23 protein-coding genes are annotated in these 23,726 nt (G+C 63.9%); 11 read left to right on the top strand and 12 right to left on the bottom strand.

Features of this window, described 5'->3' with window-relative positions; translation table 11 throughout:
* From GM676_RS27015 to GM676_RS26980, 8 genes are all read left to right on the top strand, one after another.
* Nucleotides 1–158, top strand: a 158-nt coding sequence (locus tag GM676_RS27015) for a dTDP-4-dehydrorhamnose 3,5-epimerase family protein (RefSeq protein ID WP_211923296.1), incomplete at its 5' end; no start/stop codon positions are given.
* On the top strand, nucleotides 155–1,012 hold the full coding sequence (gene rfbD / locus GM676_RS27010) for a dTDP-4-dehydrorhamnose reductase (RefSeq protein WP_155467301.1): 858 nt from the start codon (nucleotides 155–157) through the stop codon (nucleotides 1,010–1,012). The genes GM676_RS27015 and rfbD, both read left to right, overlap by 4 nt.
* A 138-nt stretch (nucleotides 1,013–1,150) precedes the next feature.
* The gene (locus GM676_RS27005) at nucleotides 1,151–2,245 is read left to right on the top strand and encodes an MraY family glycosyltransferase (RefSeq protein ID WP_155467300.1); all 1,095 of its coding nucleotides are present in this window, start codon (nucleotides 1,151–1,153) and stop codon (nucleotides 2,243–2,245) included.
* Between the two features lie 36 nt (nucleotides 2,246–2,281).
* Nucleotides 2,282–3,664 (top strand): phosphomannomutase/phosphoglucomutase, encoded by a 1,383-nt coding sequence (locus GM676_RS27000; RefSeq protein WP_155467299.1) that lies wholly within the window; start codon nucleotides 2,282–2,284, stop codon nucleotides 3,662–3,664.
* A gap of 4 nt (nucleotides 3,665–3,668) precedes the next feature.
* The gene (gene waaC / locus GM676_RS26995) at nucleotides 3,669–4,655 is read left to right on the top strand and encodes a lipopolysaccharide heptosyltransferase I (RefSeq protein WP_155467298.1); all 987 of its coding nucleotides are present in this window, start codon (nucleotides 3,669–3,671) and stop codon (nucleotides 4,653–4,655) included.
* A gap of 2 nt (nucleotides 4,656–4,657) precedes the next feature.
* Entirely contained in the window at nucleotides 4,658–6,037 is a 1,380-nt protein-coding gene (gene waaA / locus GM676_RS26990; protein WP_155467297.1) for a lipid IV(A) 3-deoxy-D-manno-octulosonic acid transferase, read from the top strand.
* 329 nt (nucleotides 6,038–6,366) lie between these two features.
* Nucleotides 6,367–6,804 (top strand): antitoxin PaaA2 family protein, encoded by a 438-nt coding sequence (locus tag GM676_RS26985; protein ID WP_155467296.1) that lies wholly within the window; start codon nucleotides 6,367–6,369, stop codon nucleotides 6,802–6,804.
* A gap of 3 nt (nucleotides 6,805–6,807) precedes the next feature.
* Complete coding sequence (locus tag GM676_RS26980) at nucleotides 6,808–7,086, top strand: type II toxin-antitoxin system RelE/ParE family toxin (protein ID WP_155467295.1); 279 nt, start codon at nucleotides 6,808–6,810, stop codon at nucleotides 7,084–7,086.
* Between the two features lie 6 nt (nucleotides 7,087–7,092).
* On the opposite strand, the gene GM676_RS26975 is transcribed toward GM676_RS26980, so the two are convergent.
* The 10 genes from GM676_RS26975 to GM676_RS26930 form a co-directional block, all read right to left on the bottom strand.
* On the bottom strand, nucleotides 7,093–8,067 hold the full coding sequence (locus GM676_RS26975) for a M48 family metallopeptidase (protein WP_229262886.1): 975 nt from the start codon (nucleotides 8,065–8,067) through the stop codon (nucleotides 7,093–7,095).
* Entirely contained in the window at nucleotides 8,013–8,705 is a 693-nt protein-coding gene (locus GM676_RS26970; protein WP_371866388.1) for a lysophospholipid acyltransferase family protein, read from the bottom strand. The genes GM676_RS26975 and GM676_RS26970 overlap by 55 nt, the downstream gene beginning before the upstream one ends.
* 67 nt (nucleotides 8,706–8,772) lie before the next feature.
* The gene (gene gmhB / locus GM676_RS26965; protein WP_155467305.1) at nucleotides 8,773–9,339 is read right to left on the bottom strand and encodes a D-glycero-beta-D-manno-heptose 1,7-bisphosphate 7-phosphatase; all 567 of its coding nucleotides are present in this window, start codon (nucleotides 9,337–9,339) and stop codon (nucleotides 8,773–8,775) included.
* A 15-nt stretch (nucleotides 9,340–9,354) separates the two neighbouring features.
* Nucleotides 9,355–11,463: a glycine--tRNA ligase subunit beta gene (gene glyS / locus GM676_RS26960; protein ID WP_155467293.1), complete on the bottom strand. Its 2,109-nt coding sequence runs from the start codon at nucleotides 11,461–11,463 to the stop codon at nucleotides 9,355–9,357.
* Between the two features lie 14 nt (nucleotides 11,464–11,477).
* A complete protein-coding gene (gene glyQ, locus GM676_RS26955; RefSeq protein ID WP_155467292.1) occupies nucleotides 11,478–12,386 on the bottom strand; it encodes a glycine--tRNA ligase subunit alpha in 909 nt (302 codons plus the stop codon).
* A gap of 68 nt (nucleotides 12,387–12,454) precedes the next feature.
* Nucleotides 12,455–14,026: an apolipoprotein N-acyltransferase gene (gene lnt, locus GM676_RS26950; RefSeq protein ID WP_155467291.1), complete on the bottom strand. Its 1,572-nt coding sequence runs from the start codon at nucleotides 14,024–14,026 to the stop codon at nucleotides 12,455–12,457.
* Nucleotides 14,026–14,910, bottom strand: a complete 885-nt coding sequence (locus tag GM676_RS26945) for a CorC family transporter (RefSeq protein WP_155467290.1) — start codon at nucleotides 14,908–14,910, stop codon at nucleotides 14,026–14,028. Before GM676_RS26945 ends, lnt begins: the two co-directional genes overlap by 1 nt.
* 334 nt (nucleotides 14,911–15,244) lie before the next feature.
* Entirely contained in the window at nucleotides 15,245–18,094 is a 2,850-nt protein-coding gene (locus GM676_RS26940; protein ID WP_155467289.1) for an RICIN domain-containing protein, read from the bottom strand.
* A 145-nt stretch (nucleotides 18,095–18,239) separates the two neighbouring features.
* On the bottom strand, nucleotides 18,240–18,707 hold the full coding sequence (gene ybeY, locus GM676_RS26935; protein ID WP_155467288.1) for an rRNA maturation RNase YbeY: 468 nt from the start codon (nucleotides 18,705–18,707) through the stop codon (nucleotides 18,240–18,242).
* Nucleotides 18,691–19,794 carry a PhoH family protein gene (locus GM676_RS26930; RefSeq protein WP_155467287.1) on the bottom strand — a complete coding sequence of 368 codons (1,104 nt, stop codon included), beginning with the start codon at nucleotides 19,792–19,794 and terminating at the stop codon, nucleotides 18,691–18,693. The genes ybeY and GM676_RS26930 overlap by 17 nt, the downstream gene beginning before the upstream one ends.
* Before the next feature lie 92 nt (nucleotides 19,795–19,886).
* Here GM676_RS26930 and GM676_RS26925 point away from each other — a divergent pair, with 92 nt between their 5' ends.
* Both GM676_RS26925 and GM676_RS26920 read left to right on the top strand, forming a co-directional pair.
* Complete coding sequence (locus GM676_RS26925; protein WP_155467286.1) at nucleotides 19,887–20,210, top strand: hypothetical protein; 324 nt, start codon at nucleotides 19,887–19,889, stop codon at nucleotides 20,208–20,210.
* A gap of 217 nt (nucleotides 20,211–20,427) precedes the next feature.
* Nucleotides 20,428–20,769 (top strand): hypothetical protein, encoded by a 342-nt coding sequence (locus GM676_RS26920; protein ID WP_155467285.1) that lies wholly within the window; start codon nucleotides 20,428–20,430, stop codon nucleotides 20,767–20,769.
* Nucleotides 20,770–20,830: 61 nt separating this feature from the next.
* Here GM676_RS26920 and GM676_RS26915 read toward each other — a convergent pair whose 3' ends face one another.
* Nucleotides 20,831–21,679 (bottom strand): HDOD domain-containing protein, encoded by an 849-nt coding sequence (locus GM676_RS26915; protein ID WP_155467284.1) that lies wholly within the window; start codon nucleotides 21,677–21,679, stop codon nucleotides 20,831–20,833.
* The gene (locus GM676_RS26910; protein ID WP_155467283.1) at nucleotides 21,672–22,019 is read right to left on the bottom strand and encodes a hypothetical protein; all 348 of its coding nucleotides are present in this window, start codon (nucleotides 22,017–22,019) and stop codon (nucleotides 21,672–21,674) included. The genes GM676_RS26915 and GM676_RS26910 overlap by 8 nt, the downstream gene beginning before the upstream one ends.
* Before the next feature lie 120 nt (nucleotides 22,020–22,139).
* On the opposite strand from GM676_RS26910, the gene GM676_RS26905 reads away from it, so the two are divergent.
* Nucleotides 22,140–23,720, top strand: coding sequence for a sensor histidine kinase (locus GM676_RS26905; protein WP_155467282.1), 1,581 nt, complete (start codon nucleotides 22,140–22,142; stop codon nucleotides 23,718–23,720).
* Nucleotides 23,721–23,726 lie beyond the last annotated feature (6 nt).

Here is a 23,726-nt window from a genome sequence, read left to right as displayed (position 1 = left end):
ACAAGACCACCGACTACTGGGCGCCGGAGCACGAGCGCGCCATCCTGTGGAACGATCCGGCGGTCGGCATTCAATGGCCGGCGCTGGCGGCGGCGCCGCTGCTGTCCGGCAAGGATCAGGCGGCAGCGTTGCTGGCCGACGCCGAGGTGTTCGCATGAAGGTGCTGCTGACCGGCAGCACCGGCCAAGTGGGGTACGAACTGGCGCGCAGCCTGCAAGGCGTGGGCGAGGTGGTGGCGGTGGACCGCAATGTGATGGACCTGTCCAATCTGGATCAGGTGCGCGACGTGATCCGCAGCGTTAAGCCGCAACTGATCGTCAATCCGGCCGCCTACACGGCGGTGGACAAGGCTGAAAGCGAGCCGGAGCTGGCGTACCGCATCAATGCCGAGGCGCCGGGCGTGATGGCCGAGGAAGCCAGGGCGCTGGGCGCGGCGCTGGTGCATTACTCCACTGATTATGTGTTCGACGGTGCGCAGCCGTCGCCGCGCGTGGAGGACGATCCGGTCGGCCCGCTCAACGTCTACGGCGCCAGCAAGCTGGCCGGCGAACAGGCGATCGCGGCGGCCGGCATTCCGCACCTGATCTTCCGCACCAGTTGGGTGTACGGCATGCGCGGCAAGAACTTCCTGCTGACCATGTTGCGTCTGGCGAAAGAGCGCGACGAACTGCGCGTGGTGGCGGACCAGCACGGCGCGCCGACCTGGAGCCGCACCATCGCCGACATCACGGCGCAGGTGCTGTCGCAGGCGCATGCCGGCGGACGCGAGTGGTGGGTGCAGAACAGCGGCGTGTATCACCTGAGCGCGCAGGGCCAGACCACCTGGCACGCGTTCACCGAGGCCATCATTGCCGAGGCGGGCCTGAACTGCAAGGTATTGCCGATCACCACGGCCGACTATCCGACCCCGGCGCGCCGTCCGCAGTATTCGGTGATGTCGTCCGAGCGCCTGATGGCGCGCTTCTGCCACTTGCCAGATTGGAAAGAGGCGCTGCACCTCTGCATGCGCTGATTTGCAACCTCAGTTGTATCGATTGGTAAGCATGCTCACCTGAGCATTTACCTGCTGGTATCATGCCGGCGGCCTGATTTCCCGGGCCGCCGTGTTTAATCAGGTACAATCAGCAGTTGGCATGCTGATAATGATAATATGTTTTCCTTCTTACTGAGCTTTATCGCTTCGGCGCTGCTTACCCTGCTGGTGATTAAAGAAGCGAGATTGCACGGTCCTGCGCTCGACTCCAATTTCGACGGCGTGCAAAAAGTGCACGTCCACAATGTGGCGCGCATCGGCGGCTTGCCGATTTTCCTGGCGGTGGCGCTCAGTTCGGCCATTTCCATCTGGCGCGTGCCGGTGATGAGCCAGTGGCTGCTTTCCCTGCTGTTCTGCTCGGCCGTGGCCTTTGCCGGCGGCATCGTGGAAGATTACACCGGCCGTGTGAGCGCGCTGCGCCGCCTGCTGCTGACCATGGCCGCCGCCGCCATCGGCTATTTTCTGCTGGACGCCCGCATCGACCGCCTCGACTGGGCGTTTTCGGTCTGGACCCTGCCGTATATCTGGGTGACGCTGCCATTGACGGTGCTGATGGTGGCCGGCATTGCCAATGCCATTAATATCATCGACGGTTTCAATGGTCTGGCCAGCGTGGTGTGTATCTGTATGCTGCTGTCGCTCGGCTACGTGGCCTTGCAGGTCAACGATATGTTCGTGCTGATCGCCGCGCTGATGGTGGCCGGCGCCACCGCCGGGTTCCTGATCTGGAATTATCCGGTTGGCCTGATTTTCCTTGGCGACGGCGGCGCTTATTTCATCGGCTTCATGCTGGGCGAACTGGCCTTGCTGCTGGTGATGCGCAATCCGCAGGTGTCGACCTGGTATGCCGCGCTGCTGCTGATTTATCCGGCGTTTGAAACCATGTTCTCGGTGTACCGCCGCATGTTCGTGCGCGGCAAGTCGCCGGCCATGCCGGACGGTATTCACCTGCATAGCCTGATCTTCCGCCGCATTGTGCAGTGGGCGGTCGGGCGCAAGGAAGCGCGCGCGCTGATCCGCCGTAATTCGCTGACGTCGCCCTATCTTTGGCTGTTCTCGCTGATGGCGGTGATTCCGGCCACCGTGTTCTGGCGCCATACCTGGGTGCTGATGCTGTCCTGCCTGCTGTTCATTGGCAGCTATATCTGGATCTACGTCCGCATCGTGCGCTTCAAGGCGCCGCGCTGGATGATCCGGCACAAGAAACACTGATGTACACTATTCCATCCATTCTCGCTTAGTTCACCTATGGTTACCTTATCCAAGACGATTTTCAAAGCTTACGACATTCGCGGCATCATCGATAAAACCCTGGATGCCGGTGTGGCGCTCCAGATCGGCGCCGCTTTCGGCCGTGCCGCGCTGGCCAAGGGCGAGAAGAAAGTGGTGATCGGCCGTGACGGCCGCCTGTCCGGTCCATCGCTGATCAAGGCGCTGGCCGAAGGCCTGCAATCGTCGGGCGTGGACGTGATCGATCTGGGCGTGGTGGCCACGCCGATGGTCTACTTCGGCACCAATGTGCTGGGCGCCGCCTCGGGCATCATGGTCACCGGCAGCCACAATCCGCCGGACTACAACGGCTTCAAGATGGTGCTGGCCGGCGAGGCGATTCATGGCGAGGCGATCACCGGCCTGTATGAAAGCATTCTGGCGCACGATGGTTCATCGGCGGCTACGCCTGGCGCCTACAGCACGCATGATATCCGCGAGCAGTATCTGCAACGCATCATCGGCGATGTGAAGATTGCGCGTCCGATCAAGATCGCCGTCGACTGCGGCAACGGCGTGGCTGGCGCGTTTGCCGGCGACCTGTATCGCGGCATGGGTTGCGAAGTGATTGAGCTGTTCTGCGAAGTGGATGGCAATTTCCCCAATCACCACCCGGACCCTGCGCATCCGGAAAACCTGCAAGACCTGATCCGCTGCCTGCAAGAGACCGACGCCGAAATCGGCCTGGCCTTCGATGGCGATGGCGACCGTCTCGGCCTGGTGACCAAGGATGGCCAGATCATTTTCCCTGACCGTCAGATGATGCTGTTCGCGGCCGACGTCCTGTCGCGCAACCCGGGCGCCGAGATTCTGTACGACGTGAAGTGCACCCGCCATCTGGCGCCTTACATCGAGAAAGCCGGCGGCAAGCCACTGATGTACAAAACCGGCCACTCGCTGGTGAAGGCCAAGCTGAAGGAAACCGGTTCGCCGCTGGGCGGCGAGATGAGCGGCCATATCTTCTTCAAGGACCGCTGGTATGGCTTCGACGATGGCTTGTACGCCGGCGCGCGCATGTTGGAAATCCTGACCAAGGAAAACGATCCGTCGGCGCTGCTGAATGCACTGCCGCAGTCGGACAGCACGCCGGAGTTGCACCTGCACCTGAAGGAAGGCGAGAACTTCGCGCTGATGGACAAGCTGCGCGCCGACGCCAAATTCCCGGGCAACGAGCGCATCATCACCATCGATGGCCTGCGCGTCGAATACGCCGATGGCTTCGGCCTGGCGCGTTCGTCCAACACCACGCCGGTGATTGTGATGCGCTTCGAGGCCGAAACGCCGGCCGCGCTGGAACGCATTCAGGGCCAGTTCCGCGATGTGATTCTGGCCGCCAAGCCGGACGCGGAACTGCCGTTCTAAGTTCATGACGCGGCCCCTGAACATTCTGCTGGTGCGCGTCTCCTCGCTGGGGGACGTGCTGCATAACATGCCGATGGTGGCCGACATCGCCCGCCACTTCCCCGACGCGAATATCGACTGGGTGGTGGAGGAGGGCTTTGTCAGCCTGGTGCGGATGAACGCGCGCGTGCGCAATGTGATTCCGTTCGCGCTGCGGCGCTGGCGCAAGAGTCTCGGCAAGGCGGAGACGCGGGCCGAGATCAAGGCCTTCTTCCGCACCCTGCGCCAGCAGGAATACGACTATGTGTTCGACACCCAGGGGTTGCTCAAGACCGGCATCATCATGGGGGCCGCGCGCGTGGTGAAGGGCGGCCGCAAGGTTGGCCTGGCCAATGGCAGCGAGGGCTCGGGTTACGAGGGCATCTCGCGCATCTTCCATAACCTGAGTATTCCGACCGATCCGCGCACGCACGCGGTGGCGCGCGGCCGCATCGTGGCTGGCGCGGCGCTGGGCTATGCGGTCGACACACCGGCCGATTTTGGCCTGCCCGCTGTGCCGGACGATACGCCGCGTCCCGAGTGGATGCCTGAATCGTATGCGGTCTACTTCCATGGCACCGCGCGCGACGCCAAGAAATGGTCGATTGAAAACTGGATTGCGCTGGGCCGCGAGCTGGCGCAGATGCCCATCCTGCTGCCTTGGGGATCGCCGAAAGAGAAAGCGGAAGCGGAGCAGATCGCCGCCGGCCTGCCGAATGCGCGCGTGCTGCCGAAGCTGTCCATGGCCGACGCCATCATGGTGGCGCGCCGGGCCTCGCTGGTGATCGGTGTCGATACGGGACTGGTGCACATCGCGGCGGCCTTCGTGCGGCCGACGGTGGAGATCTACGCGGATTCGCCGCGCTGGAAGACCGAGGGCAACTGGTCGCCGCGCATTATCAACCTGGGCGATCAGGGCACCCCGCCATCGGTGGCGGAGGTGCTGACGGCGGCCCGGAGTCTGCTGGGCTGATCATGCGCGTGCTTTATTCCCTGATGTGGTGGCTGGCCTTGCCGCTGGTGCTCACGCGCCTGTGGCTGCGCGGCCGCAAAGAGCCGGGCTACCGCCAACACTGGTCCGAACGCCTCGGCTTCTACCCAAGCGCTACAGCCACGCCAAGCTCCGCCGCCTCCACCGCGCCGCGCGCCACCGCAAGCGCCACCGCCGTGCCGCGCACCGGTGCCGCATCGTCCGCCCTCGGCGACGTGCGCCCCGTCGGCCCGGTGCTGTGGGTCCACGCGGTCTCCGTCGGCGAAACGCGCGCCGCCGAACCTCTGGTAGACGCCTTGCTGTCCGAATATCCGCAAAGCCGCATCATCCTCACCCACATGACGCCAACCGGCCGCGCCACCGGCAAAGCCTTGTTCGCCAAACACGGCGAGCGCCTGATGCAAGCCTACCTGCCATACGATACCGGCAGCATGGTTTCACGCTTCATCCGCCACTTCCAGCCGCAGGTATGCATCCTGATGGAGACCGAAGTCTGGCCCAACCTGATCGCCGTCTGCAAAGCGCGTAACGTGCCGGTGGTGCTGGCCAACGCCCGCCTGTCCGAACGCTCCCTGCGCAAAGCCAGCCGCTTCGGCTCCCTGCTGACCGACGCCGCGCGCGGCATCTCCCTGGTCGCCGCGCAAACAGAAGCCGACGCTCAGCGCATCCGCTCCCTTGGCGTACAGCGCGTGGAAATCACCGGCAGCATCAAATTCGACGTCGTGGTGCCGGATGCCGCACTGGCCATCGGCGCCGCGCTGCGCAGCGCCATCGGCGAACGTCCCGTATTGCTGTGCGCCTCCACCCGCGAAGGCGAAGAAGAACTGATCCTGTCAGCCTTTGCCGCCGCGCGCGCCACACTGCCGGCCAACACACTGTTGCTGATCGTGCCGCGCCACCCGCAGCGCTTCGACGAAGTGGAGAAACTGATCGCCGCCCAAGGCCTGGTGGTCGAGCGCCGCAGCAAACTCGCGCTGGACGGCGGCAAACTGCAAGCCGACGTCCTGCTGGGCGACTCCATGGGCGAAATGTTCGCCTACTACGCCGCTTGCGACGTGGCTTTTGTAGGCGGCAGCCTGATGCCGCTGGGTGGTCAGAACCTGATCGAACCAGCCGCGCTGGGCAAACCGGTGCTGATCGGCCAGCACACCTTCAACTTCGAACTGGTGACCGAGGACGCCCTGGCCGCCGGTGGCGCCCAGCGCATCGCCGACGCCGCCGACCTGATGACCGCCGCCGCCCACCTGTTGAGCGATGCGAGCGCCCGCGCAACCATGGGCCAAAACGCCCTCAACTTCGCCAACCAACATCGTGGCGCCACCCGCCGCACCCTGGCTCTGCTGCCCGCTTTGATTGAGCGCTAGCCGCCACCGATACCTTCGGTGACAACGCCGGTGCCGCCGCAGTTGGGGCAGGGCTCGCCGTCACCGTCGTCCTCATCAACCAAACGTCCCGTCCCTTGGCAGACAGGGCAAACATCTTCACCAGTCCCCGGCGTACCGGCCGGAGCGTCATCACCAGGATTCATAGCATCCTCGCAGAACAAAATGTGCAACCATTCTGACACGAGCAAGTAACCAGCGTTTGCGCGTTACGACCTAGAATGATTATCTCAACTTTGATGCAAATCGCCTTTGTGCATTCTCCGCCTTGATATACTTGATCGCCTATGCACACCGTATCTGGAGGTCATATGAACTCTACCGTTCATCCGATCAATCAAGCTGCCCTGATAAATTTGTCCAAGGCCGACAAGGTTGCGCCTATTTATGCAGTGGGGCAAAAAGCCGGATGGCACGTGATGATTAAGCAGGAGCAGGCGTCGCTGGTGCTTGCCCATGAAGAGGGGCTGCAAATATTCAGCACCCTGTCTGCGCTTGAAGACTATCTTCGCGGATTAGGTATTACCTCTTTTCTGACTGATGTAAGTGGATTGGACAGAAATGCTAAAGATCGGAAAACCCAAGAGCGGTTTGGTGAAGCAAAAAAAGCGGAAGAGTATGACAGGTGGTTTCGGCAGCAGGTCGAAGAGGCTTTGAACGACCCTCGATCGAGTATACCTCACTCCGAGGTTGAAGAAAAATTTGCTGCGCGGCGGGCCGCGCTTCTGAAAAAACTAGCTAAGGCATGAGTGATGAATGCCCGCTGGACGCGCCGCGCGGCGCAAGACAGGAAGAGCTTATTTGATTACATCGAGCAACGAAGCGTTGAGGGTGCAATTTCTACAGATGAGGAAATTCGGAAAATGGCGACTTTGATTGCTGACTTTCCTCATCTCGGTCACCAAGGCCGGGTCAGTGGAACATTCGAGTTCGATATTACAAAGCAGATTGTTCTGGTGTATCGGCTCAGGCCAAGATTACAGGTTGTCGAATTCCTTCGCGTTATACACACGCGTCGGGATTTTCCTTAATGCCATTTAGGGGAACAGCACCGGTAGCTCTTGCGAGCGTTTGCGGAGGAGGTTTTTGGCTTCTTCGTATTCGGGGTAGATCAGGCCGACGGTATCCCAGAATTGCTGGCTGTGGTTCATTTCCAGGATGTGCGACAGTTCGTGCGCCACCACGTAGTCGATCAGCGGCAGCGAGAAGTAGATCAGTTTCCAGTTGAGGCGGATTTTGCGGTCGACCGTGCACGAGCCCCAGCGCGTCCCCGCCGATGACAGGCCGAACGAGTGATATTGCACACCCAGCCGCCCAGCGTATACATCCAGCCGTTCCTCAAACAGCACTTTGGCTTGCTGCTGATACCACGTCTGCACGCGGTTTTTCAGCAGTTCTTCGCTGGCGCCGGGCACTAAGGTCATCCACAGCTCGCGCGTGTTGGGGTTGTAGATGGCGCGATTGCGTCCGCCTACAAGCAAGCGCAGGGTGATGTCGGCGCCCAGATACGGTAGCTGCGCGCCGTCTATCCATTCCACCGGCGGTTTTTCCAGCCGCGCCGCGCGGCGTTCGCGGCGCTCTTTCAGTTTGCTCAGAATCCAGTGCTGCTTGGTGCGGATCGCTTCGTCGATTTCGGCGATGCTGACGCGCTTGGGCGCGGTCACGCGCAAACCGTCGTCGTCGATCATGAAGCCGATCGAACGCCGCGTCGAACGACGCAGTTCGTATTCCAGTATGAATTCGCCGACCATCAACTGGCGGCGCGGCGGCTGGTCGGTGGGCGGCGCAACCAGGGGACGCCGCTTGACCGGGACCGCCGTTTCAGGCGGCGAGACGTAGGGGGAAACGGGAGGTGGGGTCTTCGATACAGGTGGAACGGACCACACCGGTGTGGTGTACACCGGCTTGGGGCCCTGTGGCTCTGGCGACGCCGGTTTGACCGAGGTCGCCAGATCGTCTAACCAGCGTTGTAGGCGTGGGGCGAAATGACGCGCATTTCTGATTCGATCCAATTTTCCACCTGTTGCATCATGCCGTCGGGCGTCTGGCCTTCGGGCGAAATTGGCTTACCTATCGATACTGTAACAAGACCGGGGCGTTTGATGAAAGAGTTTTTTGGCCAGCATTCGCCAGAGTTGTGCGCAATCGGCACCACCACCGAGCCAGTCTCGATCGCCAGGCGCGTGCCGCCGCTTTTGTACTTGCCCGCTTTGCCGACCGGGATGCGTGTCCCTTCCGGGAACATGATGATCCACAGGCCCTGCGCCAGCCGGCGCTTGCCGTGGCGGACCACTTCCTGGAAGGCGTTCTTGCCTTGCTTGCGGTCGATCGGGATCATGCGCAGCAGCGCCATCGCCCAGCCGAAGAAGGGAATGTACAGGATCTCTTTTTTAAACACGAACACCAATGGACGCGGCATGTTCGGCAGCAGGAAGATGGTTTCCCACGCCGACTGGTGCTTGGACAGCAGGATGGCCTGCGCATCCGGCAGGTTTTCCTTGCCGCGGATTTGGTAGCGGATGCCGCAGATCACGCGCAGGCACCAGATGATGAACACATTCCAGCGCGAGGTGATGAAGAAGCGCTGGCGGTAAGGCAGCGGCGAGGCCGCGAAGCACACCAGCGACCAGAGAACGGTCGACACCACCATCACGATGGTGAAAATCAGGGAACGCAAAAATAGAATGGGATGACCCAATGCAGACTCCAAAAACTGTTTAGCTGACGACGTGCAGCGTCGGCGGGGTGCTGGTTTTCAGCAGGTGGGTGACCATCGCCGCCAGATCCGGGAACACCATGGTACCCGGCGGCAGACCACCGGTGGCGTGGGTCTTTTCACCTTTGCCGGTCAGGACCAGGTACGGCACGCAGCCGCTCACATAGCCCGCTTGCAGGTCGCGCAGCGAATCGCCGACGACCGGCACGCCTTTCAGGCTGATTTTATAGCGCTGCGAGATTTCTGTGAACATGCCCGGTTTGGGTTTGCGGCAGTCGCAGTTGTCGGCCGCCGCGTGCGGGCAGAAGAACACCGCGTCGATGTCCGCGCCCACTTGCTGCGCCAGGTTGTGCATCTTCTGGTGGATGGCGTTGAGGATGGTCATGTCGAACAGCTCACGGGCGATGCCCGACTGGTTCGACGCCACCACCACCCGGTAGCCCGCCTGGTTCAGGCGGGCGATGGCCTCCATCGAGCCGGGGATGGGGAGCCACTCCGCCGGCGATTTGATGAAGTCCGGCGAGTCGTGGTTGATCACGCCGTCCCGATCCAGGATGACCAGCTTCATGGACGGCGTACCCATTTACACCGCCAGCTTGGAGATGTCGGCCACGCGGTTCATCATCCCGTGCAGGGAAGACAGCAGCGCCAGACGGTTGTTGCGCAGGGCGACATCTTCGGCCATGACCATGACGTCGTTGAAGAAGGCATCGACTTCGTTTTTCAGCTGGGCCAGCGTTTTCAGCGTGCCGGCGAAGTCGCCCTGGTTGAAGGCGGCGTCGATTTCCGGCAGCACGCGCACCACGGCGGCGTTCAGGTTCTTCTCGGCCGCGTCCTGCAATAGCGCGACGTTGACGCCTTGCTCACCGACGGCGGCGAGGGCTTCTTCGTTCTTCTTCAGGATGTTGGTGATGCGCTTGTTGGCGGCGGCCAGCGAGGCCGATTCCGGCAGCGCGGCGAAGGCTTGCACTGCTTCCAGGCGCTGGACGATGTCGTCCAGGCGGTCCGGGTTCTGGGCGACCACGGCTTCGATTTCGTTGACCGAGAAGCCGCGCTCACGCAGGATGCCGCGCAGGCGGTCCAGCATGAAGGCCGCGACGTCGGCGCTCGGGTCCTTGAAGCCGGCCACGGTGGCAAACTGCTTGGCGGCGTCGGCCAGCAGGCCGGAGATCGACAGCGACAGGCGCTTCTCGATCAGCATGCGCAGCACGCCCAGCGCGTGGCGGCGCAGCGCGAACGGGTCTTTGTCGCCGGTCGGTTGCAGGCCGATGGCCCAGATGCCGACCAAGGTTTCCAGCTTGTCTGCCAGCGCGACGGCGGTGCCGGTCACGGTCGATGGCAGGGCGTCGCCGGCGAAGCGTGGCTGGTAGTGTTCCGATGCGGCCAGCGCGACGTCTTCTTGTTCGCCGTCGTTGCGGGCGTAGTAGGTGCCCATGATGCCTTGCAGCTCAGGGAATTCGCCCACCATGTCGGTCAGCAGGTCGGCTTTCGACAGGCGCGCCGCGCGTTCGGTCAGGGCCACGTCGGCGCCCAGCTTGGCGGCGATGGCGCCGGCCAATGCGGTCACGCGCTCGCTGCGTTCCGCCTGGGTGCCCAGCTTGTTGTGGTACACGACGTTCTTCAGCAGCGGCAGGCGCGATTCCAGGGTTTTCTTCTTGTCTTGCTCGAAGAAGAATTTGGCGTCGGACAGGCGCGGACGCACCACGCGCTCGTTGCCGTCGATGATGGCGGCCGGGGTGTCGGTGGCGATGTTGGAGACGATCAGGAAGCGCGAGCGCAGCTTGCCGTTGGTGTCGGTCAGCGCGAAGTATTTCTGGTTGGTCTGCATGGTCAGGATCAGGCATTCCTGCGGCACAGCCAGGAATTCTTCCTCGAAGTTGCACTCGTAGACCACCGGCCATTCGACCAGCGCGGCCACTTCGTCCAGCAGGGCTTCCGGCATCAGCACCTTGTCGGCGCCGGCTTTAGCCAGAAGTTCAGTGCGGATCTGTTCCTTGCGCTGCTCCACGCTGGCCAGCACCTTGCCTTCGGTGGCGAGGGTGGCGGCGTAGGCGTCGGCGTTGGCGATGGTGACGGCGCGCTTGCCCGGCGCGGTCAGGAAACGGTGGCCTTCGGTGATGTTGGAGGCCTCCAGGCCCAAGATCCCCACCGGTACCACGCTGTCGCCATGCAGCGCAATCAGCGCGTGGGCTGGACGCACGAATTGCACGGTGCTGCCATCCGGACGCTGATAGCTCATCACTTTTGGAATCGGCAGCTTGGCAACCGAGTCTTCTAGCGAAGATTGCAGGCCAACCAACAGATTGCTGCCAGCAGCGAGCGATGTGTAGAAGAAGCTTTCAGCTTTGCCGTCTTGCGCGCGCTCCAGATCGGCCACTGTGACGTGCGCGAGGCTCATGGCGGCAAGCTTCTTCAGCAGCGGCGCGGACGGAGCACCGGCAGCGTCGAGCGCGACGCTCACAGGTAGAATTTTTTCGCGGATCATTTTGTCCGGCGAGGTGGCGCGCACTTTGGTGATGGAGACGGCCAGGCGGCGCGGCGTGGCATAGGCGGTGGCGACGCTGTCGGCTTCCAGGAAGTCGCGCGATTTCAGGCCGTTGACGATGCCGTCCGCGAAAGCCTTGCCCAGTTTGGCGAGCGCCTTCGGCGGCAGTTCTTCGGTCAGCAGTTCGATGAGCAGAGTTTGAGTCATATTATTTATATCGTTTATTCAGCGGCGGCGGCAGGCAGCATCGGGAAACCGAGGCGCTCGCGCGAATCGTAGTAGGCTTGCGCCACAAGGCGCGACAGGGCGCGCACACGGCCGATGTAAGCGGCGCGCTCGGTCACGGAGATGGCGCCGCGCGCGTCCAGCAGGTTGAAGCTGTGCGAGGCCTTCATGATCTGCTCATAGGCCGGCAGCGTCAGCTGCGCTTCAATCAGGCGCTTGGCTTCCGATTCATGGTTGTTGAACTGCGAGAACAGCAGTTCGGTGTTGGAGTGCTCGAAGTTGTAGGCCGATTGTTCGACCTCGTTCTGGTGGAATACGTCGCCGTACTTCAGCACTTTGGTCTCGCCATTCTCTTCCCAGGTGGTCCACACCAGGTCGTACATGTTCTCCACGCCTTGCAGGTACATGGCCAGACGCTCGACGCCGTAGGTAATTTCACCCAGCACCGGCTTGCAATCCAGACCGCCGACTTGCTGGAAGTAGGTGAACTGCGTCACCTCCATGCCGTTCAGCCAGACTTCCCAACCCAGACCCCACGCGCCCAGCGTTGGCGATTCCCAGTCGTCTTCCACGAAGCGGACATCGTTCTGCTTCAGGTCCAGGCCCAGCGCTTCCAGCGAACCCAGATACAGGTCGAGGATGTTTTCCGGCGCCGGCTTCATCACCACCTGATACTGGTAGTAATGCTGGCCGCGGTTCGGGTTCTCGCCGTAGCGGCCATCTTTCGGGCGGCGCGACGGCTGGACGTAGGCGGCGCGCCAAGGCTCAGGGCCAATTGCGCGCAGGAAAGTACCAGTGTGGAAGGTGCCGGCGCCGACTTCCATGTCGTATGGCTGGAGCAGGGCGCAGCCTTGCTTGTCCCAGTAGGTTTGCAAGGTCAGAATAATTTGTTGAAATGTCAGCATCTTTTGTCAGTCGGTGGCATGCCCGGGGCATGCGGTTGCAGTTTCGCTAAAGCGATGATTTTAGCGGGTTAAGCGGTTTTTGGCTGGTTTTTTGAGCGCGTTGCCCAAAACCACGCGCCCGCCAGCGACAGGGCGGTCAGCGCCAGGAACAGCTTGTTGCCCCAGATGATGTAGGGCGTGCTGCCGGCCGTGCCCTGCACCTGGGCCGCCAGCGTGCCGAAGGTGTTCACCGGCAGCTGCCGCACCACCTTGCCGTCGCCATTGATGATGGCGGTGGCCCCGGTATTGGTCGCCCGCAGCATGGGGCGGCCGGTTTCCAGCGTGCGCATCTGCGAGATCTGCAAATGCTGCGGAATGGCGATGGTGTCGCCAAACCAGGCCAGGTTGGAGGTGTTCAGCAGCAGCGTGGCCGGCTTCTGGTCCAGAGCCGGGTGGTTCAGCTGGGCGGCGATTTCCTCGCCGAACAAGTCTTCATAGCAGATGTTGGGCAGCACGCGCTGGTCCTTGACCGGGAACGCCGGCTGGATCTCGCGGCCGCTGGTCATGTCGCCCAGCGGGATCGACATCAGGTTGACGAACCAGCGGAAGCCGTAGGGGATGAATTCGCCGTACGGCACCAGATGGTGTTTGTCGTAACGGTAGTAGCCCGCGCCCAGCTTGGCCGGAATGCCGATCACGCTGTTGAAGTAGGCGGTCTGGCTGTCGGCGGTGAAGATCCCGAGGATCAGGTTGCTATTCGTCTTATTCAAGAACTGCGCGATGCCGGGCAGGTAGTCCGGCGGCAGTTGCTGCGGCAGCGTGATGATGGCGGTTTCCGGCGTGGCGATCAGGTCGGCCGGGGCGGCGGTGATGGCGTCCTGGTACAGCTTCATGGTGGTCATCACCTTGGCGCCGTTGAATTTCTCATCCTGCGGGATATTGCCTTGCAGCAGGCGTACCGAGATCGGTTTGCCTTCCGGGTAGGTCCATTGCAGGAAGCCGAGGCCGACGCCGGCCACGCAGATGGCCACCGCCAGCACGGCCGCGCGCAGGCGCGAACGGTGCAGCAGCAACAGCAGGGCGCCGGCGATCACGGCGGCCAGCCAGCCCAGGCCGTACACGCCGATGATGGGCGCGAATCCGGCCAGCGGGCTGTGGTTGTGGGCGTAGCCCGACGACAGCCACGGGAAGCCGGTGAACAGCCAGCCGCGTACCCATTCAAACAGCGCCCAGACGGCGGGGAAGACCAAAAGATTGGCGGCCGGCAGCGGTAGCGTCCAGCGCTGGCGCAGCCACCATGCGGTGCCCATGGCCAGTGCGCCGTAGACGCCCATGGCGGCGCCCAGCAGCAGCACGGCCAGCGCGGCCAATGGCGCCGGCATGCCGCCGTAGGTGTGCATCGAGACGTACAGCCAGTGCACGCCGGCGGCGGTCCAGCCGGCCACGAAGGCCCAGCCGATCAGCGCGGCGGATTTGACGCTGGTGCTGCGCAGGACTTGATAGAACAGCGTGGCGAGGCCGAGGATTTCCAGCGGCCACCAGCCGAACGGCGCGAACGCGAACACGCACAGCGCACCGGCCAGGCCGGTGATGAGCATGCGTCCTCGGGTCGAGCGTTGCGGCTTGGGTGGATCGTTCGGGTTGGCGCGGCGAAAACGCATTATGCGTCGTCGCCGTGGTCGGGGGCGGGCGGCAGTTTTTCCACCGTCAGCACGTGGATCTGGCGGGCGTCGGCGCGCAGCACTTCGAAGCGCAGGCCTTCGTAGTCGAACACGTCGCCCTTGTGGGCCATGCGGCCGAGGTGCTTGGAGACCAGGCCGCCGATGGTGTCGGCGTCATCTTCCGGCAGGGCGGTGTCCAGCTCTTCGTTGAATTGCTCGATCTCGGTCAGCGCCTTGATGCGCCAGCGCGGGCCGTGCTGGCCTTCGCGGATCGACAGGATGTTGTCTTCTTCCTCGTCGAAATCGTACTCGTCCTCGATATCGCCGACGATTTGTTCCAGCACGTCCTCGATGGTGATCAGGCCGGCCACGCCGCTGTATTCGTCGACGACGATGGCCATGTGGTTGTGGTTGGCGCGGAAATCGCGCAGCAGCACGTTCAGACGCTTGGATTCCGGGATGAAGATGGCCGGACGCAACATGTCGCGCACGTCGAACGATTCCTCGGCGTAGTAGCGCAGCAGGTCCTTGGCCAGCAGGATGCCGATCACCTTGTCGCGCTCGCCCTCGATGGCGGGGAAGCGCGAGTGGGCGGTTTCCAGAACCAGCGGCAGCCAGTCCTCGATCGGCTTGGAAATGTCGATGACGTCCATCTGCGAGCGCGGGATCATGATGTCGCGGGCGGACAGATCGGATACCTGGAACACGCCCTCGATCATCGACAGGGCGTCGGCATCGATCAGATTGCGTTCGTGGGCGTCGTGCAGAACTTCGAGCAGCTCCGAGCGGTTCTCGGGCTCTGGGGAAATCAGGGCGGTCAGTCGTTCAAACAGTGACCTGTGTGGTTTAGCGTCAGTCTTGACGCTACTAGAGTGCTCTTGCATAGCAGGCGTAAAGCCGTTGTTTCGAAGGGGTATAGCATACACCAAATGGGAAGGTGGGGCGGTTTTTGTCAAAAAAACAGCGGTGTGGTTTGACCTTGATCAGCTTATGCCAACCGGACCGGAGCATGCTGGAGAGGTCATATCCAATGGACCTGTTTGTATGCCCTGGCAGGTAACGGTCCACTATTGGTTACGCGAGACGGGCAGATTTCTTGGCTCCCGACTGCTGTGCAGTGGGAAGATGTCGTGAGCAAAATGACTCGCCCGGCTAGCGGGCGAGCTGTCTGATCACTCGACGTAAGGATCGGCGTAGCCGAGACACAATGCGGGGCGGCTATGGCGCGGTCGAGAGGGTCCACTGCTGGCTGGCGCCGCCGTTGTAGGTCGACTGTATCAGCGCGCCGGCGCCGGCCGGCCCGTCCAGCACCTTGCCGCTGTTGACCGACACCAGCTTGAAATGCCCGCTGCCGGTCGGGACCAGTTGCCACAACTGATTGTTGCCGCCGTTCCAGGACCAGAGTTCGATCCTGGCGCCGTCCGCCGTGCTCTTGGCGGTGACGTCCATGGCCTTGCCGCTGGCGGCGCCCAGCACCTGGTAGCGGCCGCTGCCCTGGTCGCTGAGGGTCCATTGCTGGGCGGGGGCGCCGCTGGCGTAGGGTTGCGGCTGGAGCAGCGCGCCGTTGGCGGTGCTGTCGCCGGCCACGCCCACCGCCTGGCCGCTGCCCGGGTTCAGCAGGCGGTAGCTGCCGTTGGCGACCAGGTGGCCGCTGTTGGCGTACAGCCCCAGCTCGGCGACCTGCACGTTGGCGCCGCCGGTGATGTACAGGCGGTAGTAGCGATAGGCCGTGCTGTTGGCGATGTTGTAGTAGCGGGTCTGGTACTTGAAGGCAAACGCCTGGCTGGCCTGGGTGTCGAGCGTCACCCAGTTGACCGCGTCCTGCGACGCTTGCAGCTGCCAGGCGGACGGATCGCGGCCGGGCGAATCGACCGAGCTGGTCACGCCGTAGCGCTGCACCGTCTGCGTGAGGCCGGCCCCGACATCGTATTGCAGCCACTGCGGCACGGCCGTGGTCGAGGCGTGCCAGCGCGAACCCGGATCGCTGTCGAAGGCGTAGCTGGCGGCGCCGTCGCCGACGCTGCTGGCCGTGGCGGTGCCGCCGAAGGCGATGTTGACCCAGGACGGCGCCGGCAGCGCGCTGTCTTCCGGCGAGCGGTCGCTGGTGCCGGCCAGGTTGGCGGCGCTCACCACATAGTAGTAGCGGGTGCCGTTGCTGACCGCCGTGTCGGTCCAGCTGGTGCCGTCGACGGCGGCCACCTCGCTGTACGGGCCGCCGCTGGCGGTCGAGCGCAGCACGTGGTAGCTGGTGGCGCCATGGGTTTCGGTCCAGCGCACGATGACGCGGCCATCGGCCGGCGCGGCCACCACCGACAGCGGCGCGGGCGGCGCCGTGAGCGGCGCGCCGCCGTCGCCGCCGGTGATGGCGACGTCGGTGAAGGTCACCGTGCTGGACTGGCCGTTCACGGCCGAGGAGGCGAACAGGCCGACGTAGGCGGTGGCGGGCAGGTTGGCGAAGTCGTTGCTGTTGGCGCCGGCCCAGCTGGCGCCGTCGGGCGAGGTCGAGGTCTGGACCCGGTTGCCGATGCGTTCCAGCTTGATCCAGTAGGGCAGTTGCGGCGCCGGGTTGACCGCGCCGGCCATCCACGAATAGGCCATGCCGGTGGCGCCGCGCTCGTTCCAGCCGGCGCGGTGGTCGGTGGTCATGGCGATATAGGTCTGGCTGTGCGACTGCCCGGTGGCGACGTCGCGGATCATGATGCCGCCCTGGGCGTCGTTCGAGCCGGCGCTGGAGACGGACGCGACCCTGGCGATCATGGTGAAGTCGCCGCTGACCGGACGGTAGGCGAAGCGGATGCTGGGCGTGCTGCTGGCGGGCGTCTGGCCGTTGTAGCCGCCGCTCACGGTCCAGACGCCGTTGGCGTAGGCGCTGGCGCCGGCCGGGCCGGCGCCGTACAGGTCGGCCGCGGTCAGGCCGGTGGTCAGGGTAGCCGCCGGCGGCAGCGACGGCGGCGGCGGCGGCGTGGCGGCCGAGCTGTCGCCGCTGCGGCGGAACATGAAGCTGTCGGTGTCCTCGGCCTGGTCGTTGCCGTACAGGTCGATCCATGGCGTGTCCAGGCCCTTGCGCACGGCGTAGGCCGTGTGCAGCAGGTTGAGCGCGGTGCGGCCCTGGGTGGTCGAGCGCGGCGCGCCGGCGATGGCGTTGAAAATCCCCCACGACATGCCGCCGAACGGCACGTAGGACGGCGCGTTGTCGGGCAGGTGGTAACGCGCGTAGTACTCGCCGACGGCGAGGATGCGGTGGTCGAGCAGCGAGAACACGTCCACGCCCTGGTTCCAGAACGCCTGGCCCATCTCGGCCGCCAGCCGCACGTACAGCGCGGTGTGACCCTGGTCGCGGCCGGTGTCGACCACCTCGCCGTTGGGCAGCATGCCGCGCAGGCCGGTGTTGGCGTCGGTCAGGAAGGCCGACAGCACCTGGTCGAAGCGGGTGGCGTCGTCGTTGAAGATGGCAATGCCGAGCGCGCCGGTCAGTTGCTCCATGCCCTGCGACCCGGTGAACAGGGGACCGGGCACGGCCAGCGCCGGCCAGAACGCGGTGTTGAAATAGTGCTGCACCGCGCTGGTGTCGCTGGCGGTCCAGCCGGGCCAGGTGCCGCGCAGGATGTCGGCGGCGGTGGCGCAGCGGCTGTCGCCGATGTCGAACGCGGCCTCGGCGCCGCCAAAGCTGGTCTGGGTGGTGGCCCAGGCCAGCAGGATGTCATGCGCCCGCTGGGCATAGCCGCCGTCGCCGGTGAGGTACCACATGCGCGCCAGGTTGTAGACCGCCTGCATGTCGTTGAGCCATTCGCTGCGGTGCAGGTCCGGATTGCGGCTGACGCTGGCCCATGGACCCTGCATGACATAGGTCTTTTGCGAACGGGCGTCGTTTTTCAGCCGTTCATAGGCCGACTTCCACGGTTCGGAGGCGAGCTCGGCCTTGAGGCCGTCCAGGTCGGCCCGGCTGAGCAGCACGCCCGGATGGGCAAACGTGGCCGGCGCCGCGCCGGCTCCCAGGCTCAGGCTGGTCAGGAAAAGGGTGGCGGCCAGCCGGGCGCGGGCCGATGGCTTGTTCAGGCTGATTTTCATGCGATGCTGTTCCCCGTGGCAGGATTTCGATGATGAACCAAGACAAAACTATCTGGCGGTGATAGTAATTTCTTTGCGGAAATAGTTCAATCAGGAAATCCCTACAGGGTGTCAGCCGCGCCGGCGCTGGCGCCGACACGACGGCTCAGGCGGCGTACGGATCGGCGTAGCCGAGTTCGGCGAGGATGTCGGTTTCGATGCCTTCCATTTCGGCGGCTTCCTCGTCGTCCTCGTGGTCGTAGCCCTGGGCGTGGAGGACGCCGTGGATGATCAGGTGGGCGGTGTGTTCTTCCACGGTTTTCTTTTGCTCGGCCGCCTCCTTCTCCAGCACGTCGGTGCAGAGGATGATGTCGGCTTGCGTGGGCGCGTCTTCCGGCAGCGCTTCCTCGCCTTCGTTGTAGGCGAAGGTCAGGACGTTGGTGGCGTAGTCCTTGCCGCGGTATTCGCGGTTCAGGGTCCGGCCTTCCCCGGCGTCGACAAAGCGGATGGTCAGCTCGGCCGGCGCGAACAGGGCGGCTTGCACCCACTTGCGGATTTTGGGACGGGTAATCGTTGCTTGCAGGCGTGGATCGGCGTACTGCACCGACAGCGTCAGTTTATTTTTTGCGGACATTTTTGAGCGCCGTGGCTTTGAGGAGGGGAGCGATTTCCGCTTCGTGGTTGTGGGCGGTTTCGTAGGCGTCGACGATGCGCGCCACCAGCGGATGGCGCACCACGTCTTCGCTGGTGAAGTGGCTGAAGGCCACGCCGCGCACTTCTTTCAGCACCTGGATGGCGTCCACCAGGCCGCTTTTCTGGCTCTTGTGCAGGTCGACCTGAGTGACGTCGCCGGTGACCACGGCCTTGCTGCCAAAGCCGATGCGGGTCAGGAACATTTTCATTTGCTCGACCGTGGTGTTTTGCGCCTCGTCCAGGATCACGAAGGCATGATTCAGGGTGCGGCCGCGCATGTAGGCCAGCGGGGCGATCTCGATCACCTGTTTCTCGAACATTTTCTGCGTGCGGTCAAAGCCCAGCAGGTCGTACAGGGCGTCGTACAGCGGGCGCAGGTACGGGTCCACCTTTTGCGACAGGTCGCCCGGCAGGAAGCCGAGGCGCTCGCCGGCCTCCACCGCCGGTCGGGTCAGGATGATGCGCTTGACGGCGTCGCGCTCCAGCGCGTCGACCGCGCAGGCGACGGCGAGGTAGGTCTTGCCGGTGCCGGCCGGGCCGACGCCGAAGCTGATGTCATGTTCGAGGATGTTGCGCAGGTAGCGGATCTGGTGCGGCGTGCGGCCGCGCAGGTCGGCGCGGCGGGTTTTCAGCACCGGGCTGTTGATGTCGATCTCGACCGCCGGCACCGGCTCCACCTTGCGCGGCCGGGCGGCCGGCGCGGCGTCGTCCGCGGCCGGCGCCGGGGCCAGCGCGGCGATATTGTCGGCGTGCATGCTGGCGCGCTGCTCGACCAATGCCAGTTGCACCTCCTCGATCGGCACGATCTTGTTGGCGATGGCGTAGAAATGGTCGAGGATCTCGACCGCGCGTTCGGCGTTGTGGCCGCTGACGATGAATTTGTCGCCACGGCGGAAAATGGTGACGTCCAGCGCGGCGGAAATCTGGCGCAGGTTTTCGTCGAGCGGGCCGCACAAATGGGCCAGGCGCGCGTTATCGAGCGGCTCGGGGACGAAATAGTGCGGCTGGACTGGGGTCTTGGTTTTCAATGGCGTGCTTTAGGAGAGAGGGCCGTCGATCGGCACAGGCGATAGTTTATCGTAATTTGCCGTCGATAGCGCCTTTGCTCTACAGTAGAGGTATGGCCATCAACGTCACCAACGCGCCGCGGCCCGACCCGGTGCAAACCAATCTGCGCGAAACCCGCGCCAACCGTGCCGAGCAGCGTAGCGAGCAGGCTGCGGAGACCCGGCGCGCCCAACAGGACAACCGCGCCGGGAAGGACGAGGCCGCCACCCGCCGCCGCGTCGAGCAAAACACCGAAACCACCCGCAACCAGGCCCGCGCCAACGACGAGGCCGCCGCCGCCGACCGCCGCGCCGCCCAGCAGGCCGACAAAAAAGCCGATACCCAGCGCCGCGACAGCCAGAAAACGCTGGGACGCAACATCGACACCACCGCCTGATTTCCCCCGTTTGTTTCCTGTAGTTTTCTTGCGTGCGCCATCCTCCGGTCCCATGTGATGAAATAGCATTGTTGCTAAGGTTTCTAGCTTCTGATTGATGCCGAACAATCTTAGCGCGGTGCATGCTGGTATCTTGCACGAATGGCAATTCGGAACGCTAAGTTTTGCTTAAGTTCAAACCAGCACTATTTGTTCACCCCAACCAACGAGGAAAATCATGGCACATCATGCACTCGCTTCTCAGGAAAGCTACAACCCTAACCACCTGCTGGATATCTTGCTGGGCAAGATGCAGTTGAAAAACGATGCCGCGCTGTCGCGTCTGCTGGAAGTCGCGCCGCCGGTCATCAGCAAGATCCGCCACCACCGCCTGCCGGTCGGCGCCTCGCTGCTGATCCGCATGCACGAAGTGACCGGCATGAGCATCCGCGACCTGCGCGACCTGATGGGCGACCGCCGCACCAAGTACCGCCTGTCCGACGCCCAGGGCCGCCCGAAGCCTGAAGACCGTCCGGCAACCGACAAGGCCCAGCAGGCCGGAAACGCGGCCCATCATTGATGCGCGCGCTGCGCACGCGCCTGCCGTGTCGAGTGTGAACCCGGTCCGGCAGGCCGCCACTTCAGGTTAGCAGCACCATCGAGATTTCTTCATATTGCAACTCCGTCTCGCGGAACAGTTGCAGATAAATTTCCTCATCGAGGCCCAGCGCAGTCCAGGCCACGGTAGAGACCGGCGGGACCAGATCGTCCTGCACCCGCGCCAGATCGAGCGCATGCACGATAGCGTCGGCCACATGGATGATGGCCGCGAGGAATCCCGCGCCCGGCGCCTCGGGATCGTGGTGGCCGCCGATGGCCAGGCGCATCGTGTCCGAAAAATTCCAGTGTTCCGCCAGCGCCAGGCCGGCGTCGACGTGGTCGACCCCCAGCACCGCCCGTTCCGCGTCCAGCAGATAACAGTCGTGCTGCGCGCGCCAGGCGATGGTTTGCGCGTACTGCTCCGGGAAGCAGGACACCAGCACCAGCCGGCCGATGTCGTGCAGCAGCCCGGCGGTGAAGGCGTAATCCTGGTTGAAACGCATCTGCCGCGCCAGCACCTTGGCGCAGGCGGCGGTGGCGATCGAGTGGCGCCAGAACGCCTTGTGGTCGAAGCCGGGGCAATGGCCTTCGGCAAAGCAGCCGGTCACGGCCGCCGCCGTGATCAGGTTGCGCGTGGTCTGGAAACCGAGATAGGTGATCGCCTGCTGGATGGTGGTGACCTTGACCTGCAAGCCGTACAGCGAGGAATTGGCCAGGCGCAGGGTCTTGGCGGTCAGCGCCTGGTCGTGCGAAACCTTTTTGGCCAGCACCGAGATGTCGACGTCGTCCTGGTCGATGCTGTTGAGCAGCTCCATCACCACCGCCGGCAGCGAGGGCAGGTCGTCCAGCGTGCGGACCACATCATCGTAGCTGAGCGTGGTGTTACTCATGTTGCGGCGCCTCCTCCGCGCCCAGGCGGAAATCGGTGACAAAGCGGCGCAGGGTGGCGGTGGCCCAGTCGCTGCCGCTGTCGGGATCGTTCTTGCGGAACAGATGGTCCAGGCGCGCCTGGTGGTGTTGCAGCGTGGCCGCCACCACTTCCGGCGTCACTTCCTCGCGGGCGATCGGCAGCACCGAAATGCCGTGGCGCGGCATCAGCGCCAGCATGGCCTCGGTCAGCACCGTCCCCTGCGGCAGCAGCACATTGCCCTGCGCGTCGAGCAGCACGTCGGACAGCGCCATGCCCGGCCGCACCTCCGCCAGCGTCAGTTGATGATAATTGCCTGTCATGCCGCCTCCTGCTTGCATCCTGAACTATATTTCCTGATATTACCATTGTCTTGCCAAGACGCAGCCCATACCGTACATTGGGGCGTTGCCGTCAAATCCATGTTGTCGGGAGATCGCTAGATGTTTGGGATTCAAGGCCGCTTGACGCTGCTTTTCGTGGTCATCGTGACCCTGGTGCTGGGCATCTCCGGCACCTACGCGCAATACAGCCTCGGCCACGAACTGGAGGTCAGCAGCCAGCGCCTGCGCGAGGGCGTGCTGACGCGCCTGCAAACCAGCCTGCCCTCCGCCCTGTGGGACCTCGACAAGGCCAAGGTCGACAACATCGTCGCGGCCGAGATGATGCCGCCCGAGCTGGTCTCCATCCGCGTCTACGACACCTCGGTCGGGCTGTTCTCCGGCAAGCTGCGCAACGAGAACGGCACCATCACGTCGATCGAGAACGACGCCGCCGTCGGCGGCACGCCGGTGGTGGCCGACCTGGCCTACCGCGATTCCGGCGCGGCCGGCGCCGCGCTCAAGCCGGTGATCGTCGGCCGCGTGGTGGTCAATTTCAGCCGCGCGCAAATCGACGCCACGCTGGCGGCCGAGGTGCGGCGCAAGGTCACCGAGGTGCTGCTGCTGGACCTGATCCTGGTGGCGGCGCTGGCGCTGTCGCTGCGGATTGTGTTCGATCCGCTCAAGCGCCTGCGCGACGGCCTGTTCGATCTGGCCACGCGCGGCAGCGACGAGGTGGAGGAGTTGCCGGACAGCCGCCACGACGAGCTGGGCGAGGTGATCCGCGGCTTCAACGCCATCCAGCGCAAGATCAAATCCAACATCCAGCGCATCCGCGAGGCCGAGGACGAGGCGCGCAAATCGGCGCAGGCCACCGCCAAGGCCATGGACGATTTGCGCCGCACCCAGGAATCGCTGTTGCAGGCCGAACGCCTGGCCTCGCTGGGCGGTCTGGTGGCCGGCGTGGCGCATGAGATCAACACGCCGGTCGGCATCGCCCTGACCAGCGCCTCGGTGCTGATGGAGGCCACCGAGAAGGTGCAGGCCTCGGTCCAGGATGGCAATATCAAGAAATCCGATATCACGCGTTACCTGGAGACCGCCTCCGAAAGCACGCGCCTGATCATGAACAACGCCTACCGCGCGGCCCACCTGATCCACAGCTTCAAGCAGATCGCGGTCGACCAGGTCAGCGAGGCGCGCCGCCGCTTCGAATTGCGCGACTATATCAACGAGGTGGTGTCCAGCCTGCAGCCCAAGCTGAAGAAAACCCGCATCACGGTCGACATCGCCTGCCCGCCGGACATCATGCTCGACAGTTATCCGGGCGCGCTGGCGCAGGTCATCACCAACCTGACCCTGAACTGCGTCGAGCACGCCTTCGAGCCGGAGGACGAGGGCCGCATCACGATCGGCGTGGCGCAGCAGGGCGACTGGATCGAAATGCAGGTGACCGACAATGGCAAGGGCATTCCGCCCGACATGCTGGACAAGGTGTTCGACCCCTTCGTCACCACGCGGCGCGGCCAGGGCGGCACCGGGCTGGGGCTGAACATCGTGTTCAACCTGATCGCCAAGCAGTTTGGCGGCAGCATCACCGTGTCCAGCGTGCTGGGGCAGGGCGCCAGCTTTGTGCTGCGCATGCCCTGCGTGACGCCGGCCGATGACACCACCCTGCACGCCGATGCCCGCCTGCATGTCTGAGCGGCT

The organism is Duganella radicis, assembly GCF_009720825.1.
Lineage (GTDB): Bacteria > Pseudomonadota > Gammaproteobacteria > Burkholderiales > Burkholderiaceae_D > Rugamonas > Rugamonas radicis.
Note: the sequence above shows the minus strand (reverse complement) of the source record. Positions and strands in the feature narration are given on the sequence as shown.

What these genes read in the sequence shown, in the direction of transcription:
- rfbD (WP_155467301.1), top strand. Translation starts at nt 155, where the DNA reads ATGAAGGTGCTGCTGACCGGCAGCACCGGCCAAGTGGGGTACGAACTG.
- GM676_RS27005 (WP_155467300.1), top strand. Translation starts at nt 1,151, where the DNA reads ATGTTTTCCTTCTTACTGAGCTTTATCGCTTCGGCGCTGCTTACCCTG.
- GM676_RS27000 (WP_155467299.1), top strand. Translation starts at nt 2,282, where the DNA reads ATGGTTACCTTATCCAAGACGATTTTCAAAGCTTACGACATTCGCGGC.
- waaC (WP_155467298.1), top strand. Translation starts at nt 3,669, where the DNA reads ATGACGCGGCCCCTGAACATTCTGCTGGTGCGCGTCTCCTCGCTGGGG.
- waaA (WP_155467297.1), top strand. Translation starts at nt 4,658, where the DNA reads ATGCGCGTGCTTTATTCCCTGATGTGGTGGCTGGCCTTGCCGCTGGTG.
- GM676_RS26985 (WP_155467296.1), top strand. Translation starts at nt 6,367, where the DNA reads ATGAACTCTACCGTTCATCCGATCAATCAAGCTGCCCTGATAAATTTG.
- GM676_RS26980 (WP_155467295.1), top strand. Translation starts at nt 6,808, where the DNA reads ATGAATGCCCGCTGGACGCGCCGCGCGGCGCAAGACAGGAAGAGCTTA.
- GM676_RS26970 (WP_371866388.1), bottom strand. Translation starts at nt 8,705, where the DNA reads ATGGTGGTGTCGACCGTTCTCTGGTCGCTGGTGTGCTTCGCGGCCTCG.
- gmhB (WP_155467305.1), bottom strand. Translation starts at nt 9,339, where the DNA reads ATGAAGCTGGTCATCCTGGATCGGGACGGCGTGATCAACCACGACTCG.
- glyS (WP_155467293.1), bottom strand. Translation starts at nt 11,463, where the DNA reads ATGACTCAAACTCTGCTCATCGAACTGCTGACCGAAGAACTGCCGCCG.
- glyQ (WP_155467292.1), bottom strand. Translation starts at nt 12,386, where the DNA reads ATGCTGACATTTCAACAAATTATTCTGACCTTGCAAACCTACTGGGAC.
- lnt (WP_155467291.1), bottom strand. Translation starts at nt 14,026, where the DNA reads ATGCGTTTTCGCCGCGCCAACCCGAACGATCCACCCAAGCCGCAACGC.
- GM676_RS26945 (WP_155467290.1), bottom strand. Translation starts at nt 14,910, where the DNA reads ATGCAAGAGCACTCTAGTAGCGTCAAGACTGACGCTAAACCACACAGG.
- GM676_RS26940 (WP_155467289.1), bottom strand. Translation starts at nt 18,094, where the DNA reads ATGAAAATCAGCCTGAACAAGCCATCGGCCCGCGCCCGGCTGGCCGCC.
- ybeY (WP_155467288.1), bottom strand. Translation starts at nt 18,707, where the DNA reads ATGTCCGCAAAAAATAAACTGACGCTGTCGGTGCAGTACGCCGATCCA.
- GM676_RS26925 (WP_155467286.1), top strand. Translation starts at nt 19,887, where the DNA reads ATGGCCATCAACGTCACCAACGCGCCGCGGCCCGACCCGGTGCAAACC.
- GM676_RS26920 (WP_155467285.1), top strand. Translation starts at nt 20,428, where the DNA reads ATGGCACATCATGCACTCGCTTCTCAGGAAAGCTACAACCCTAACCAC.
- GM676_RS26915 (WP_155467284.1), bottom strand. Translation starts at nt 21,679, where the DNA reads ATGAGTAACACCACGCTCAGCTACGATGATGTGGTCCGCACGCTGGAC.
- GM676_RS26910 (WP_155467283.1), bottom strand. Translation starts at nt 22,019, where the DNA reads ATGACAGGCAATTATCATCAACTGACGCTGGCGGAGGTGCGGCCGGGC.
- GM676_RS26905 (WP_155467282.1), top strand. Translation starts at nt 22,140, where the DNA reads ATGTTTGGGATTCAAGGCCGCTTGACGCTGCTTTTCGTGGTCATCGTG.